This is a genomic window from Ruegeria sp. YTSA105 (genome assembly GCF_059610225.1).
In genome coordinates this window covers 246,344-262,252 of sequence record NZ_JBXWNE010000002.1, presented here as the reverse complement: position 1 = coordinate 262,252, position 15,909 = coordinate 246,344, and the positions used below count along the sequence as shown (strand labels likewise).

Annotated in this window: 19 protein-coding genes; 8 read left to right on the top strand and 11 right to left on the bottom strand. The window is 56.3% G+C overall.

Annotated elements, in window-relative coordinates; all coding sequences use genetic code 11:
• Positions 1–32: 32 nt before the first annotated feature.
• Positions 33–734 (top strand): DUF1223 domain-containing protein, encoded by a 702-nt coding sequence (locus AC2FH2_RS03965; protein WP_496750407.1) that lies wholly within the window; start codon positions 33–35, stop codon positions 732–734.
• On the opposite strand, the gene AC2FH2_RS03960 is transcribed toward AC2FH2_RS03965, so the two are convergent.
• The 4 genes from AC2FH2_RS03960 to purB form a co-directional block, all read right to left on the bottom strand.
• Complete coding sequence (locus AC2FH2_RS03960; protein ID WP_282021833.1) at positions 735–1,658, bottom strand: lysophospholipid acyltransferase family protein; 924 nt, start codon at positions 1,656–1,658, stop codon at positions 735–737. It abuts the gene before it with no gap.
• Positions 1,659–1,764: 106 nt separating this feature from the next.
• Positions 1,765–2,856: a flagellar motor switch protein FliG gene (locus tag AC2FH2_RS03955; RefSeq protein WP_496822924.1), complete on the bottom strand. Its 1,092-nt coding sequence runs from the start codon at positions 2,854–2,856 to the stop codon at positions 1,765–1,767.
• Positions 2,857–2,925: 69 nt separating this feature from the next.
• A complete protein-coding gene (locus tag AC2FH2_RS03950) occupies positions 2,926–3,471 on the bottom strand; it encodes a tetratricopeptide repeat protein (RefSeq protein WP_142633104.1) in 546 nt (181 codons plus the stop codon).
• A gap of 182 nt (positions 3,472–3,653) precedes the next feature.
• On the bottom strand, positions 3,654–4,958 hold the full coding sequence (purB, locus tag AC2FH2_RS03945) for an adenylosuccinate lyase (RefSeq protein ID WP_496822922.1): 1,305 nt from the start codon (positions 4,956–4,958) through the stop codon (positions 3,654–3,656).
• An 89-nt stretch (positions 4,959–5,047) separates the two neighbouring features.
• Between purB and AC2FH2_RS03940 the strand changes: the two genes are divergently transcribed.
• The 5 genes from AC2FH2_RS03940 to AC2FH2_RS03920 all read left to right on the top strand — a co-directional run bounded on the left by AC2FH2_RS03940 (position 5,048) and on the right by AC2FH2_RS03920 (position 7,505).
• Entirely contained in the window at positions 5,048–5,380 is a 333-nt protein-coding gene (locus AC2FH2_RS03940) for a hypothetical protein (RefSeq protein ID WP_496822921.1), read from the top strand.
• Positions 5,377–5,799, top strand: a complete 423-nt coding sequence (locus AC2FH2_RS03935) for a DUF6314 family protein (RefSeq protein WP_496713757.1) — start codon at positions 5,377–5,379, stop codon at positions 5,797–5,799. The genes AC2FH2_RS03940 and AC2FH2_RS03935 overlap by 4 nt, the downstream gene beginning before the upstream one ends.
• A 75-nt stretch (positions 5,800–5,874) precedes the next feature.
• Positions 5,875–6,462, top strand: a complete 588-nt coding sequence (locus AC2FH2_RS03930) for a biotin transporter BioY (RefSeq protein WP_142633110.1) — start codon at positions 5,875–5,877, stop codon at positions 6,460–6,462.
• A 136-nt stretch (positions 6,463–6,598) separates the two neighbouring features.
• Entirely contained in the window at positions 6,599–7,156 is a 558-nt protein-coding gene (locus tag AC2FH2_RS03925; RefSeq protein WP_271947673.1) for a hypothetical protein, read from the top strand.
• 10 nt (positions 7,157–7,166) lie between these two features.
• Positions 7,167–7,505, top strand: a complete 339-nt coding sequence (locus AC2FH2_RS03920) for a hypothetical protein (protein WP_271947672.1) — start codon at positions 7,167–7,169, stop codon at positions 7,503–7,505.
• A gap of 6 nt (positions 7,506–7,511) precedes the next feature.
• Here the strand turns inward: AC2FH2_RS03920 and AC2FH2_RS03915 are convergent, their stop codons facing one another.
• Positions 7,512–8,726 (bottom strand): bifunctional alpha/beta hydrolase/OsmC family protein, encoded by a 1,215-nt coding sequence (locus AC2FH2_RS03915; protein WP_271947669.1) that lies wholly within the window; start codon positions 8,724–8,726, stop codon positions 7,512–7,514.
• A 232-nt stretch (positions 8,727–8,958) separates the two neighbouring features.
• On the opposite strand from AC2FH2_RS03915, the gene AC2FH2_RS03910 reads away from it, so the two are divergent.
• Positions 8,959–9,141 carry a hypothetical protein gene (locus AC2FH2_RS03910; RefSeq protein ID WP_271947667.1) on the top strand — a complete coding sequence of 61 codons (183 nt, stop codon included), beginning with the start codon at positions 8,959–8,961 and terminating at the stop codon, positions 9,139–9,141.
• Between the two features lie 4 nt (positions 9,142–9,145).
• On the opposite strand, the gene dddP is transcribed toward AC2FH2_RS03910, so the two are convergent.
• Positions 9,146–10,489 (bottom strand): dimethylsulfonioproprionate lyase DddP, encoded by a 1,344-nt coding sequence (gene dddP, locus AC2FH2_RS03905; protein WP_496822919.1) that lies wholly within the window; start codon positions 10,487–10,489, stop codon positions 9,146–9,148.
• 122 nt (positions 10,490–10,611) lie between these two features.
• Here dddP and AC2FH2_RS03900 point away from each other — a divergent pair, with 122 nt between their 5' ends.
• Positions 10,612–11,355: a heme-dependent oxidative N-demethylase family protein gene (locus AC2FH2_RS03900; protein ID WP_496693392.1), complete on the top strand. Its 744-nt coding sequence runs from the start codon at positions 10,612–10,614 to the stop codon at positions 11,353–11,355.
• Positions 11,356–11,392: 37 nt separating this feature from the next.
• Here the strand turns inward: AC2FH2_RS03900 and AC2FH2_RS03895 are convergent, their stop codons facing one another.
• The 5 genes from AC2FH2_RS03895 to AC2FH2_RS03875 all read right to left on the bottom strand — a co-directional run bounded on the left by AC2FH2_RS03895 (position 11,393) and on the right by AC2FH2_RS03875 (position 15,889).
• Positions 11,393–12,307, bottom strand: a complete 915-nt coding sequence (locus tag AC2FH2_RS03895; protein ID WP_496822918.1) for a hypothetical protein — start codon at positions 12,305–12,307, stop codon at positions 11,393–11,395.
• Positions 12,308–12,504: 197 nt separating this feature from the next.
• Positions 12,505–13,293, bottom strand: a complete 789-nt coding sequence (locus AC2FH2_RS03890; protein ID WP_496822916.1) for a lytic murein transglycosylase — start codon at positions 13,291–13,293, stop codon at positions 12,505–12,507.
• A 65-nt stretch (positions 13,294–13,358) separates the two neighbouring features.
• Positions 13,359–14,003: an MSMEG_1061 family FMN-dependent PPOX-type flavoprotein gene (locus AC2FH2_RS03885; protein WP_496822915.1), complete on the bottom strand. Its 645-nt coding sequence runs from the start codon at positions 14,001–14,003 to the stop codon at positions 13,359–13,361.
• A gap of 105 nt (positions 14,004–14,108) precedes the next feature.
• Entirely contained in the window at positions 14,109–15,515 is a 1,407-nt protein-coding gene (gene glnA, locus AC2FH2_RS03880; RefSeq protein ID WP_142633127.1) for a type I glutamate--ammonia ligase, read from the bottom strand.
• Positions 15,516–15,550: 35 nt separating this feature from the next.
• A complete protein-coding gene (locus AC2FH2_RS03875) occupies positions 15,551–15,889 on the bottom strand; it encodes a P-II family nitrogen regulator (protein ID WP_142633129.1) in 339 nt (112 codons plus the stop codon).
• Positions 15,890–15,909 lie beyond the last annotated feature (20 nt).

The window sequence follows — 15,909 nt, the reverse complement described above, 5'->3', positions numbered from 1 at the left end:
AGTAATGCACCCCATGAAACCCGAGAGCAAACATGTTCAAATCTGCAACCGCAACCGCGTTGGCGTCCCTGTTTCTGGCTACTTCGGCCATTGCAGAAAGCGGACCCGTAGTGGTGGAGCTGTTCACCTCGCAGGGATGTTCGTCCTGCCCCCCGGCTGACCGGATCATGCAGGATCTGGCCAATCGGGATGACGTCATCGGGTTGGCGCTGCATGTGGATTATTGGGACTATATCGGATGGGAGGATGAATATGCCGACCCCACCCATACTGAGCGTCAGCGCAGCTATGCCGGAAATTCCGGGCGTACGGTGATCTATACGCCTCAGATGGTAGTGAATGGTCAGCAGGATATTGTAGGGGCAGATACGGCAAAGCTGGATTACCTGATCGGCGACCATTCCAAGGCCGCTCCGCTGGCGTCGGTTTCGGCCTCACGTACAGGAGATAACGTAACTGTCGACGTTTCCTCAATCAGTTTGCCACCGGATCAGGTCTATGACATCCGGGTGGTGCAATACACGCCAATGCGCCATGCTTCGATCCGGCGCGGAGAGTTGGCCGGACAAGAACTGGATTATGCCAATGTGGTCGAGGCCTGGACAGTAGCCGGGCAATGGGACGGGACAGCGCCTAAGACCTATAAGGTATCTTTGACGTCAGGTCTACCGGCCGTTGTGTTGGTGCAAGGGGTTGGCCATGGGCCAATTATTGCGGCAGCACGCGTTCGCTGATCAGGGCATGTCTTTGGCTTGGACGCCTAGCCCGTTCCAGGTTTTCCAGCGACGATGAATCCAGAACCACTGACCCATATGCTGTCGGACAACCGCCTCGAGGTCATCATTGGTGAACTGGGTCATCGTCTTTGGATCCGTATGTGGGACCGGTTCGTGCAGGATGATTTCGAAATCAACCCCATTGGGCTGACGCACCGCATAGCACGGAATCAGGACGGCTTTGTATTTCATTGCCAGTTCAGCATTCAAAACCGACGTCACGGCCGGTTTGCCGAAAAAAGTCAGCTCTTCCCCGCCATGTGCGTGCAGGTCTGACACAATAGCGATGATCCCGCCTTTTTTGAGTGTCCGCACCATTTCGACCATCCCGCGACGGCCTTGTTCGAACATCGGGGCGCCGGTTTTGTAGAACGCATCGACATACATGTCGTTGAAGTAGGGGTTCGCCATTCGACGGTAGAGGCAGCCAATAGGCTGACCGCTGCGTTCTTGAAGGGCAATACGCGCGGCCAGGTAATGGCCGAAATGAGCAGTGATCATCATCACAGGTCGCCCCTCTGCCAAGGCGGAATCAAAGGCAGCAAGGCCCGTACCCGTGACTTTGGCAAAGCGTTGGCGTTCTGTGAAATCCTCGGGCGAGAAGTGCTCCATGATCGCGCGCCCGGCGTTGTCAGGAACGGCCTTGCAGATGCGTTTCACTTCGGATTCAGTCAGGTCCGGGCAGGTGAGTTTCAGATTGCTGCGTACTCTTTTCGAGAACCCGACCAACGGTGCAAGGTTTCTCGCTATGGCGCCCATTGTGGCAATGCGTGTCTCATAGGGCAGCAACCGTAACGCTTTGATAACGCCTTTCAGGAACATGCCGGATACATAGTATTTGCCAAGCTCGGACCTGTTTAGTTCAGACTTTTCAACGGGCATCAGAAGGTCTCGGCGTCTGTTGTGAATTGCCGGGTCAGACATACAAGCCGATCGCGGTAACCACAAGCTTTCTGCTCGGCCAGAAATTTTGGCGCGCTTTCTCTCTTTATTCGTCGCCGTCATCATCCCGGAGCGTGATGGTTCCCTCATCGACAAGTGTCCGGATGGCGCCAATGATCTGGGTCATCGCCTCCTCTGCAGCGGGTTGTTTGATTTTTCCGACCTCATCCATTTCTTCGCGCAGGTTTTCGGCCATACGCGACGACATGTTGGACAACAGGTAGTCAACCGATGCCCTGTCTCCTTCCGTTTCTGCACCGGCGAGCGCTGTAACCAGGACGGGTTGTTCCACACCGCGTAGAATGGCCGGTACATCACGGGGCAGAATGCGGGACGGGATATGGGCGAAGGTGAAAATGGATTGGCGAACTATGGTGGCAAAATCGGCGTCCTCTTCTTCTAATGCACTCAGCAGGCCGTCCCGGGTCGAGGCAGCGGACTGATTCAGTATCGCGCCAACGCGGGCACCCGGTCCGTCGGCAAACGCTGTGGCCGGGCGCTGATCCATCTGAGCCGCCAGCGACCACCCGATCCGCTCGACGGACTCTGGGCTGACATTTGCAGTTTTCGAAACCGCATAGGTAATACGCCGAGCAACTGGGCCGGGAAGGTGCCCTAGCAGTTGCGCAGCTTTGGCGGTTTCAAGTTTCGATAGCATCACGGCCGCAATCTCGGTGCTTTCGGCCTGCGCCATTTCGGCCAGATCTTCTGTAGGGATCTCTCGCAATCGCTGCCAAGGATCGCCGATCTGGCGTATGCCGGCCACTTTACGCAAACGCGCCGCAGTGGCCGGGGCGATTTTGCCGTTCACCACATCCAAAGCGCCCGCCAGACCATGTGGAAAGGACAGGCCAACACTGTCCAGCGCATCTGCAAATTCACCGGCAACTGCGTACAAGGTAACCCGGTCGACAAGGCCCATTTTGCCCAGTTGGTGGGTTAGCTTTTCCTGTAAATCGTCGGGGAGCTCTTCCAGCGGAATGTCCGCCCCATCATTCAGCAAGAGACGCACAACCACCGCCGCCTTTTGTCGGCTGCTGAGGCTGCGGGCCACCAAGCGAAGGTCGTCATCGTTATCTTTGGCCAGCGGGGCAAAGACCCCCGGCGCCACCTGTACCAATGTGTTTGTGTTCTGCATCTGCCTGCGGTGCCAAAGTTCCTGTTCCACAGGCAGATTACAGAGAGTCGGGTAAAGAAAGGTTGAAGTTTAGTAGTTGTAGGTCAGTCCGGTGCGGATCGCCTCGCGCAGGGAAACCTCTGCCCACGTTCCTTCGCCGCCACGTGCTTTGATTTCACGCCACTGCGCAATCGCCAGATCAGTTTTGCCCTCGGCGACAAAGCCTTGCGCCATATAGGAACGTGCCAGGATATTGTCGGGATTTGCGTTAATTGCACCTTCATAAAACAGGTTCGCCAGTTCCAGCTTGCCCATCTTCCGATAGGTAAATCCCCAATAGGTCATGACGCGATCGTCATTCTGGTCCATCACGCGCAGCACGCCTTGGGCGTTTTTGAACTGCCCGTCATAGGCCAGTTCACGCACGGCGTGGTACAGCTGATCCTGAGTGAAATTGGTGTTGCTGGGCTTTACGCATTTGCCCGCGGCCTCATCATAGACCCGTCCGAACAGACATTTCTTGGTGGTGTTTGTTGTTTTTGGCGGCGTCGATCCCCCGCCGCCACCTGCGGCATGAACCATGGGGGCAAATGTAAGGGCCTGAATTGCAATAACCGAAGCTAGGATGAGGCGCATAATTGGTCTCCGTTCGTAGGGCTGCTCAGAATAAGCATAGCGCGTTCTATACAAAAGCTAACAACTGATCGCGCGAATTTATTCACAAGTTAGAAAGCGGGAATGATTCTGCTGTGATCAAGCAAAGAAAAACCCGCACAAAAATTTTGTGCGGGTCAGTATTGCAGAGTCTTTACGAAAATTTACTCGCCAAACACCCGGGCAAAGATCGTATCGACATGTTTGGTGTGATAGCCGAGGTCGAATTTCTCTTCGATCTCTTCCTTGCTTAGCGCGGAGGTCACGTCAGTATCCGCCAGCAGTTCTTCTTTGAAGTCTGTGCGGTGTTCCCAGACCTTCAACGCGTTGCGTTGAACCATAGCATAAGCCTCTTCCCGGCTGACCCCTGCCTGCGTCAGCGCCAGCAGAACCCGCTGGCTCATCACTAGACCGGGGAACTTGTTCATGTTCTCCATCATGTTCTCGGGGAAGATCAGCATTTTGTCGATCACGCCCGTCAGTCGAGCCAGAGCAAAATCCAGTGTGATCGTGGCGTCCGGCCCAATCATGCGCTCCACCGAGGAGTGCGAGATGTCACGTTCGTGCCAGAGCGCCACATTCTCCATCGCCGGGATCACCGCCGCGCGCACCATGCGCGCCAGCCCGGTCAGGTTCTCGGTCAGTACAGGGTTCTTCTTGTGCGGCATCGCCGACGACCCTTTCTGCCCCATCGAGAAGAACTCGGCCCCCTCAAGAACCTCGGTCCGCTGCATATGACGGATTTCAATGGCGACGTTTTCGATGCTGCTGGCGATCACGCCCAACGTGGCAAAGAACGCGGCATGGCGGTCGCGAGGGATGACCTGCGTGCTGATCGGTTCGGGCACCAGTCCCAGCTTGTCGCAGACATGCTCTTCGACCTGAGGGTCGATATTGGCAAAGGTGCCGACCGCGCCGCTGATCGCACCTGTTGCAATCTCGGCCCGTGCGTCGCGCATGCGGGACAGGTTGCGATCCATCTCGGCATAGAAGCGCGCGAATGTCAGGCCCATTGTGGTGGGCTCGGCGTGGATGCCGTGGCTGCGGCCGATGCGGACAGTGTCCTTATGTTCGATCGCGCGGCGTTTCAGAGCGGCCAGCAAACCTTCGAGGTCGGCGATCAGGATGTCGGCAGCACGGGTCAGCTGAACGTTGAAACAGGTATCCAGCACGTCCGAGCTGGTCATGCCCTGATGCACGAAACGCGCCTCATCACTGCCGACATGCTCGGCCAAATGGGTCAGAAAAGCGATGACATCGTGTTTGGTGACGGCCTCAATCTCATCAATGCGGGCCACATCGAATTCCACATCCTTGGCCTTCCACACGGCCTCGGCGTTTTCACGCGGGATCACGCCCAGATCGGCCATGGCGTCACAGGCATGGGCCTCGATCTCGTACCAGATGCGGAACTTCGTCTCGGGCGACCAGATGGCGACCATGTCGGGGCGGGAATAACGTGGAATCATTGGCAGCGGCACCTTTTTATGATTTGGCAGAGGTCGTTGCGGCGCGGTTTAAACCCAGCCGCCCTACGGAACAAGGCGCGAGTGCGGTGATGAGACGGTTTGCCCTGATTTTATCCCTTTGGCCTGGTGTTGCGGCAGCGACAGAGTTCTGGCCGCTGACGGGTGATGAAATTGCCGAAGCCTTGTCGGGCAAAAAACTAACTTATGGCGACGGCATCTGGCAAACATTCGACCAAAGCGGGGTGACCCATTATTTTTCGGGTCGTCCCAGCACCGGAAAGTGGGCCGTGCAGGGCGAACAGTATTGCTCGGTTTGGCCGCCTTCGGATATCTGGGCGTGTTATGATGTTCTGCAAAGCGGTGTCATCATTCGATTTATTGACGGCGCAGGCGAGATCACAGACGGGTATTATCCCGAATGACCTTTCCAAACGAACTGACCGACTTCGAAGGAGGCTGGAGCCTGTCACGCACCATTCGGGATGCGCGGGCCGGGCAGGTGGTTTTGGCCGATGGCTCTGCGCGATTCACCAGGTCCAAAGACGGTCTGATCTATGACGAGACGGTAACTCTGCGCATTCCGGGCCAGCCCGAGATGATGGGAACGCGCCGATACCTGTGGCAAGACAAGGGCGAAAGCGTTGCGGTGCATTTTGATGACGGGCGTTATTTCCACGCTCTCAAGCTGGGCCAGGCGCAGGCTGCGGATCACCATAATTGCCCGCCGGACAGCTATGACGCAGTCTATGATTTCTCGGGCTGGCCCTGTTGGAGGGTCCGTTGGACCGTGTCCGGCCCCCGGAAATCATACGAAATGAATACGGAATACATGCTGCGGTAGCGTAATCATCTTGCAGATGCGGCGCTGACAGGGCATTCCTGTTGCAGAATCTCGGTCCGTTTAGGGAGAAACAACATGAATGCGAACGTATTGGCCAATGCATTTGGCCCACGTGAAGGGACGGCGCTGCGCGTCAAACAGGTGGTTTTGGTTGCTTTGGGCATCGTTGCCTTGGCCGTCGCCGCCAAGATCAAAGTGCCGATGTGGCCGGTTCCAATCACCATGGGTACATTTGCGGTTCTGACCATCGGCACCGCCTATGGCGCACGGCTGGGTCTGGTAACCATGATGGGCTATCTGCTGATCGGCGCGCTGGGCTTTGACGTGTTCGCGGGCTCTTCGGCTGAAAAATTCGGCCTTACTTACATGATGGGTGGCACAGGCGGCTACCTAGTCGGATATGTGCTGGCAACCCTGATGCTGGGTACGCTGGCCGCGCGCGGCTGGGACCGTTCGGTCGTGAAAATGGCGCTGGCGCTGGTACTGGCCAACGTTCTGATCTATGTCCCCGGCCTGCTGTGGCTGGGCCAGCTCTATGGCTGGGACCAGCCGATCCTGGCATGGGGCCTGACACCATTCCTGGTGGGTGATGCGATCAAGCTCGCGCTGGCCGCGCTGCTGATCCCCGGCCTGTGGAAGCTGGTGGGCGACGCCCGCACCTAAACCACAGTCAACCTGGTTGACATGAACCGCGCCCGGAGCGATCCCGGCGCGGTTTTTTGTTGCGCCAACAAGAGGCTGGACAAAACCGGTCCACACAGTTCAAGCTGTAGCAATAGAAACAACAGGTTATTCAGATATGCCTAATCTATTGAGGGCTGTAACCCTTTCCTGCGCGGTTGTTTGCGCCGGGGCAGGGAGTGCAAAAGCCGAAACACCGATCACCTATACTGATGAAGGGCGCGCCTTGTTCAGCTTTGCGGTACCAGATTTTTGGTCGGTTCGTACTGGCGGCCCGCGTGAGGTCGATGACACCGAGCTGAACGATCCCCGTGCGGTTGCCCGAGTCATGGGGATCAAACCGGTAACGGATGACAACGTATGGATTGGATTTGTCTCGCCATCTGGTGTGTCATCCATCGACGGTGGCCTGCGATACCTTCAGGATATCGACAAGTTTCTAGTCAAAGATCCGATCGTTTCGGAAACAGTCGCAACCCAGATCGGAGGTCTGCCAGCGCGGGTTATCCGCGGTACCGGCACCCGTGATCGGCGGGGGATAAATTTTACGGCCACAGTGATTGACTTGCCGCGTGATCGCGTGGCTGTCGCAGTGGCCGTATTAAGAGACGGCGCCGATCCTGGCTATGTGGACGACCTGAATGCCGTATTCGCGTCATTCCGGTCGCTTCAGTGAGGAGGTTTGGATGACTCGAAAGCTGATGAAACGGTCGATCGCCGCGCTGGTATTCGGTTTGACCAGTATCACCTTGTCTGCCTGCGACGGCGTGACGGTTGGTGTGGGATACGGCTATGATCCGTTCTATGACTCGATGCTTTGGAACGACTACTATCACGACGTTGATGTGGACATTGATGTAAATCGTCCACCGCAGGGTAAGCCTCCGGTCAAACCCAAACCTCCGGTCACCAAGCCCCCGGCGCGCCCACGCCCCCCTGTCGCCAAGCCCCCCGCACGTCCACCGGTTGCCCGGCCACCAGTTGCCCGGCCGCCTATTCACCGCCCGTCACCGCGGCGGCGCTGATGCGGATCAGGACAGCAATTCCGTCGTGATTTTCGCTGTTCCTTCAAGTGTCCTGTGAACAGGGCACTTGTCGGCGATTTCAAGCAGACGTGCGCGCTGATCCTGATCCAAGGGGCCCTCGAGCCGGATTTTGCGGCGGAACAGATCGACCTTGTTGTCAGTGATCAGACCCGCATCCTGTGCGTGGACCTTGTTATGGCAAACATCGACAGTGATGCCTGTTAGTGGCCAGCCCTTGCGCCGCGCATACATCCGGATTGTCATCGAAGTACAGGCTCCCAGACCCGATGACACAAAGCCATAGGGCGACATACCGCGGTCGGTGCCTCCATATGAGGCCGGTTCGTCCGCAACAGCATGATGCTTGGGGCCGGACTGAATGTCTTGCTGGAATCCGTTGGGATCGGCCTCTGTCACCCGCACTACGCCTTCGGGCGCACCCGGTGGTGGGGCAGGCGGGCGCAGCACCACATAGCGCGTAACCCAAGCCGCTATTACATCTGCAGCATATTCCGCATCTGCCGCGCGTGTAATCAGGTGATCAGCGTCGTCCAGCGTCACAAAGCTTTTGGGATGTTTGGCTGCCAGAAAGATCGCGCTTGCATTGTCAATACTAACCGTTTCGTCGCGTGGCGCATGAAGTATCAGCAGCGCGGCCTTCAGATCCGCAATCGCAGGGGTTAGCGCGGATTGGGCGATATCTTCGACGAACGCTTTGCCAATACGGAACGGGCGACCACCCAAAGTGACCTCGGCCGATCCCTTTTGTTGGATTTCCGACAGTGCGGCGTCGAAATGGTGCGAGACATGCCCTGGATCGGCAGGCGCGCCCAGCGTAACAACGGCCTTAACACTCGAAATACCAGCTCGGGCGCGCAGAACCGCTGCCCCTCCGAGAGAATGCCCGATCAGCAGAGACGGGGACATGTTCCGTCCAGCCAGATACCGTGAGGCGGCGATCAGGTCCTCAACATTCGAGGTGAAAGTGGTGTTTGCAAATTCGCCGTCTGAATGACCCAAGCCTGTGAAATCAAACCGCAATACCGCGATACCCATCGCTGCCAGACGGGCTGCGATCCTGCGCGCGGCCGGGATATCTTTTGAACAGGTAAAGCAATGGGCAAACAATGCCGTAGCAAGGACAGGCCCGTCCGGCAGGTCGAGGCGTGCAGCCAGTTGGTGGCCGTCGTGACCGGCAAAGGTGATGCGTTCGGTGGGCATGGCAGTTCCTTACGTCATGAGGTGCCTCAATATTGTGGCCGCCAGCGAGGGGTCTCAACCCCTATGTAAGAAGCGTCACGGGAAGGTGAGACTGGGTCAGGTGCCGGCGGAGTTCTGGTGCGATAGGTTGAATCAACTTTTGTGATGCGTTCCCAATCAAACATTCACTTTAATAAAGCGAACGCCACCCTCATCTTGAGCCTGTCGAACACAACCAGCCACGGAGGCAACAATGGTACATCTCACTTCTCAGCCACATGGCACAAATCTTCGAGTAGATTTACTGATCGCTATCGCCGTAACTGCGGTCGTCAGTTTTGCCGCGGGTCAGAACTGGACACAGCCGACATCTTTTGCCAGCGCAGAAATCGAGGACTGGCATGGGAACGTCAAACGGTCAAACTGGCCGAACTGAGGGGTCAGGCCAGCCCCATAAGCTGTGGGTCAAAGGGATAGGTGGACAGGTTTTCATACCCATCCTCAGTGATCAGAACCTGATCTTCGAGTTTGATTGAGAAATCTGCACCTATCTCGCCAACCGCGGCTTCGACGCACAGAACCATGCCCGGTTCCAGTTGGTAATCGTAGGCACCTGCAACGGCCTTGTCCGGATAGGCGACCAGAGGCCACTCGTCACACAGGCCAACGCCGTGCATCAGGCAACCGTATTTCTGATCCTGAAACTTGTCATCCAGTCTGTGACTGTTGGCGGTCAGTTCAGGGATCGTAACACCGGGTCTCAGCATCTCCATATTGGTCATGATATGCTCATGCGCGTGCTGCATGGCATAGACCATATCCGGGCGGGGTTTTTCGTCCCCGATCCACCAGGTGCGCGAGATATCGATGCAGATGCCGTAAGACCCGATCAGATCGGTATCGAAGGCGATGATTTCATTCTTTTGCGTGATCCGGGGACCACATTCCTGAAACCAAGGGTTGGTGCGTTGGCCTGAGGCCAGCAGGCGGGTTTCGATCCATTCCCCGCCGCGCCGGATGTTTTCGGCATGCAGAATGGCCCAGATGTCGTCTTCCGAGGTTCTTCCGTCTCCGACATTAGCGCGGGCAAATGCCTCCATCTCGGCCACCGCGGTCTCGCAGGCGTGGTTGGCACATCGCATCGCCAGAATTTCGTCCGGGCCTTTCACGGCGCGGGACTTTTCAGTGACTTCCTCGCCTTCCATGATCTCGAACCCCTGGGCCTCAAGGGCGCGCAAACCGTGCAGCATGATCTTGTCCACAGCCAGCCGCTTGTTACCGCCGCCATGCGCATCAATCAGCGCCCGCACTTCGTTCGAGAGTACATCCGCGGCAACATCGACCTTGTCGCCGCGATCGAAATAGAACAGGTCGGCGCCCGAACGTTGTTCCTTCACTAATGGGTTGAATTTGCTTAGAAAAGGTGAGTTTTTATAATCCCAGATCACCATATACCCGTCGGCACATAACAGCACCGCGCGGAAGGGGTTATGCGTGTTCCAGAGCTGCATGTTGGTGCTGTCTGTGGCGTATCGAATGTTCAGAGGATCAAACATCAACAAGCCACCATAGCCACGATCAACGATGGTCTTGGTCAGACGTTTCCACCTAAACTCACGCATCCTCTCAAGGTTCGGCAAGGACAGCCCGGCGGCTTCCCATTCGGCGAAGGCCAGCTGTGTGGGGCCGATCTCGATCCGGTCCAAATCATTGGGCGTGCCGTCCCCAAGCGCTGTGCCTTTGGTGGGGTCGATCTTGCGGATATCTCTATGGTGACGGTTCATAGTAGCCCTCCCTGCCTGTCTATCGAGCGTGAAGAAGCATTCTTTCAGCGTCTTGATAATTTGCGACCGCCATCCGTCGCTTTTTGACCGACAAGTCGAAGTGCCGATGTTAGGTCGGGTTCATGACGACCATTTTGCAGACCTCTACTCCCTATGATCCTTTGAAACCCCGCCCGCTGCCGGGTATTCAGCCCGCCAGTATGGAAACTTGGTTGCATCAGGACGAAGCGTTCGCGGCCCAGATGGAATATCGGGAAGCGTTGCTGAAAGAGCGTCACGCTGATGTTCTTGCGCTGGCGCTCGAAGCCGAACCAGCCGCACAAGAAGTCTTGGACCTGGTGTTGCAATATGCGTACCCCGGATGCTCAGACCTCGTCACGAGAGCCGATGGGCAGAAGGTCCAGATTGATCGGCAGGCCCCAATGGAAACCCTTTGCAGACTGGTGCAGGAGGATATCTGTATCTTGCAAAAGCAAGGGGACGAACATGTTTTGACTGGCGCGGTTTTGTGTTTTCCAGCCAGTTGGCGACTGTCAGAAAAATTCATGCGTCCCCTGATCGACATCCATGTACCGGTCAACAGCTACGACGAAAGCATCGCGCGCCGTGTCCAGCGGTTGTTTGATGGAATTCAGCCCGATAAGCCGCTCTGGCGGTTTAATGCGCTGTGGTATGAGGATGCCGATCTGCATCAGCCTCGAAGCGCTACAGAACCGCGCGAGGTCAGTTCACCCGGAGCCGCGTGCTATTTGCGCAGCGAGAGGCAAACATTGTTGCGGCTGCCGAAAACGCGGGCTGTGGTTTTTTCGATCCACACCTATGTTCTTGAGGCTGGAAGCCTTCGCCAAAAAGAAAACCCCACCTGACGGCGGGGCTTCCTAGGAGGGTCTTATTGGAATTAGTCTACATGCCTAAAGCAGTTGCCACACCGGCAAAGGCACCGCTGGTGCTGAGCGCTGATATTGCAACCGAATAGGCAAGTACCTGAGTATTCAGGCGGAAATCTTCACCTCGGATCAGGTTGACGGCAGCCATCGAGGCCGCGATCGGGACCGACACGCTGGCCACGGCACCCGTAAGTCCCCAACTGGTAAGTCGCAGGATATCATTGGGTTTCTCGTGGTCGAGGGGGGGAGTGTCGGTCCGATCATCCGGTTTCTGCTCGATCGGTTCTGTCCGAAAAGCAATGCTAAGCAACTGCTCGTCTGACAGCTGGATTGGCCGCGCATGTGAGGTCTGCGTTTGGTTTCTTGGCTCATCCAGATCTTCTGTCTCCGTTAATTCAAGACCTGCAAACGGCCCGGAAACGGATTCGAAAATTTGTTTTCTGTCCCGCTGTTTAACGGGCGCCAGAGTGTCAAAAGCACTCATGAATTGTTCCATGGTCAGGACTGTATTCGGAGACAGCCATTCCACGCGCTGAGTCGCACAGATATCAACCATGCGATACAGGATCACAACAAGCATAAGCTCCGAGATCTCGCTGTCGTCCAGCAAGGCGGATACAGGGGTAATTGTGACCGTCAACCGGTTTTCGGGCAGGGTCACCCGGGGTTTCGAGACGGTTCTCAGACCGGCCGCACGGTCCCGCCGTTCAAACCGGTCTTCTGTTTCAGCCAGTTGGGTATCCAGCGTAAGGCGCACGAGGTACTGACTTGAGACGATGCTCGCCTCGGTCGTGTTCAAGATCGTTTTGCGCTCAATAAGATGGCCGTAATCTTCCAGGGTCGCCGCCACGATGGCACCAAACCGCTCGATCGCGCCATTGGTCTTGCCTGTGAACTGCAGGCCGCCGTGATAGCTGTGCTTCGGAGTCACTGCGCATTCCTTTGTGCATTCCGTCAGATGACTCAAATTATCAACAGATAAGGGAAAGAATTGGGCGGAAATGGAAAAAAATGAGAAATCGGCAAGATTGATTACGCATTGGAAACCTAGGCATTTTAAGGGCTATTTAGCGTCTGTGGCGACAATGTGTCTGAATTGCGGTCGCCCTACATGACAGACCGACACAATCATCCGTCGATTCGAGCAGCCATGATTGCGATGGATTCTTGGTACATCGTCGCGGCATTCCACTGTTGAATGACCGCAAAATTCGGTTGGCCCGGTTGATATCCGCGTCCGGGCTTCCAGCCCTTTTTACGCAGGAAATTAGCGGTCGAGGCCAGCGCATCGGTCATGTTGTAGAAATCGACCTGACCGTCACCGGTGGCATCAACACCGTATTCCAAGGCATTGCCCGGCAGAAACTGTGTATGTCCCAGTTCACCGTGTTTGGCACCAACGGTGTTGGTCGTAATGCTGCCTTGATCAACCAGCTTCAGTGCTCCGATAGCGTGGGGGATGAAGAACTCGGATCGGCGACAATCATAGGCCAAAGTGGTTATTGCTGACACAACCTGACTGTCACCCATGAAATTCCCAAATCCTGTTTCCATTCCGTGAATAGCGATCAGAACGCCCGCTGGCACCCCATACTGGCGCTCGAGCGTCGCATAGAACTGAGGGTTCCTGGCTTTGCGCTTACGGCCCTGCGCTACGATGGTATCCGCGCCGCGGATCTGCATGAATTTATCCAGCGAATACCTAAAGCTCTTTTGGTTTCGGTCCGCGGCAATGGTTCTGGTGGCGTATTGGCTTTGGCTCAGCGCTTGCAGACCTTTCTTTTTCACACCAGCGCGCCGGGCCTGTTTGGCGAAATCCTGTTTCCAAGCCTCAAATCCGTTCCCGGTGTTGCCGCAGGGGGCCGCCGCCGCAAAACCTGGGAGAGAAAATGCCAGAATAAGAGCAAACCGAAACATCGTGTAATCCGATCCAATGAAATGACATAAGCAGCCTAGGCAGGTAAGCCGCGCCCGAAAAGGGGTTAATACAAGTCGAGTTCCCCGGTGCCCTTCAAGCTTTCGAACCACTCATCCGGCGTTTTGTCGATTTTAGCATGCTTGACCATCATAGCATTCATATTGGGGAGATCAGACGAATCCGGCCAGTTTTCAGGGTTCCACAGATCCGAGCGTATGACGCATTTGGGGCAATGTGCGAAAGCGGTCTCGACATGAATCAGAAGGGCCAGCTTAGGGGCGTGATCCTTCACCGCCAGACTGTTCAGCAGATCGGGGTCAGTACATATGCGTGCGGTTCCCCGGATGCGCAGAGTCTCCATCTTGCCGGGCACAAAGAAGATCACGCTGACGCGCGGGTCCAGGAGAATAGTGTGAAACGTATCGGTCCGCTTGTTTCCGGGTCGGTCGGGAATGGCGATCAGATTATCCGAGACCACCCGAACAAACCCTTCGGGATCCCCACGAGGAGAGATATCCAGATAACCACCCGGATTGGCCGAAGCGATCAGGCAGAAGGTCGACTTGGCAATAAAGTCGCGGCACATGCCGTCCAGCGCGGCTTGTTCCTTGGCGATGATCTGGGGAAGGGGCGCGCCGGTGATGCGTTCCAGTTCCTCTTTCGAAGTGACGAAATCCGAGAACGGGGCGAATGCGGTTTCGGCTGACATGCGATCTCTCCTAACCGGGGTAATGGCAAGTGTGAAAGATCGGGCCAAACGAAACAAGGGGCGCCCGATGGACGCCCCTATAGAATTTTCATCGAAAATGCTGGATTAGCAGCTGTAATACATGCCGTATTCAACCGGATGCGGCGTGTGTTCGTAGGTTTCGACTTCGTCCATCTTCAGTGCGATGTAGCCGTCGATCTGGTCTTTGGTGAACACGTCGCCCTGCAGCAGGAAGTCGTGATCCGATGCCAGAGCTTCCAGAGCCTCACGCAGCGAGCCGCAAACGGTCGGGATGTCGGCCAGTTCTTCGGCAGGCAGATCGTAGAGGTTCTTGTCCATGGCTTCGCCCGGATCGATCTTGTTCTTGATGCCGTCCAGACCGGCCATCAGCAGAGCGGCAAACGCCAGATAGGGGTTCGCTGCCGGATCGGGGAAGCGGGCCTCGACGCGCTTGGCTTTCGGGCTTTCAGTCCACGGAATACGGACACAACCCGAACGGTTACGAGCCGAGTAAGCACGCAGGACGGGGGCTTCAAATCCGGGGATCAGTCGCTTGTAGCTGTTGGTCGCCGGGTTGGTGAAGGCATTCAATGTCTTGGCGTGCTTCAGGATACCACCGATGAAGAACAGTGCCTCGTCCGATAGATCAGCATACTTGTCGCCAGCAAACAGAGGCTTGCCGTCCTTCCAGATCGACATGTTCACATGCATGCCGGTACCGTTGTCGCCTGCGATTGGCTTCGGCATGAAGGTCGCCGATTTGCCGTAGGCATGCGCCACGTTATGGATGATGTATTTGAACTTCTGCAGCTCATCTGCCTGTTTGGTCAGGCTGTCAAAGATCAGGCCCAGCTCGTGCTGGCACGACGCAACCTCGTGGTGATGCTTGTCTACCTTCATACCCAGACGCTTCATGGTCGACAGCATTTCCGAACGCAGATCCTGGGCTTCGTCGATCGGGTTGACCGGGAAGTAACCGCCCTTAACCCCCGGGCGGTGGCCCATGTTGCCCATCTCGTATTCGGTGTCGGTGTTCCAGGATGCATCAGTTGCATCAACTTCGTAGGATACTTTGTTGATGCTGTTGGAAAAACGAACGTCGTCGAACAGGAAGAATTCGGCTTCTGGGCCCATATAGGCCACGTCGCCGATACCGGTTGCTTTCAAGTAGGCTTCGGCTTTCTGGGCGGTGCCGCGCGGGTCACGCTCATAAGCTTCACCGGTGTCGGGCTCGACAACTGAGCAATGCACGCAGATGGTTTTCTCTGCGTAGAACGGATCGACATAGGCGCTGTTGGTATCGACCATCAGTTTCATGTCCGAGGCTTCGATGGACTTCCAGCCAGCGATGGAAGAGCCATCGAACATGAAGCCTTCTTCAAGGAAGTCTTCATCTACCTGATCGGCCACCAGGGTGACGTGCTGCAGTTTGCCGCGCGGGTCAGTGAAGCGGACGTCGACATATTCGGCGCCTTCGTCCTTGATTAGCTGAAGAACTGCGTCCTTGCTCATTCTCTTGATTCCTCTGAATTGAAGATTTGGTCTTGTTACAGTGCGTCCGAACCGGTTTCGCCGGTACGGATGCGAATTGCTTGTTCGACGGGTGAGACAAAGATCTTGCCGTCGCCGATCTTGTCGGTTTTGGCGGCGGAAACGATGGCTTCGATGGCGGCATCGACCAGATCGTCGTCCAGCACAACCTCGACCTTCACCTTGGGCAGAAAGTCGACCACATATTCCGCGCCGCGGTAAAGTTCAGTGTGACCTTTCTGACGGCCAAACCCCTTGACCTCGATCACGCTGAGGCCCTGGACTCCGACGTCCTGCAGCGCCTCTTTCACTTCGTCCAGTTTGAACGGCTTGATGATCGCTTCGATCTTCTTCATACCGGGCTCCCTTTAACTCT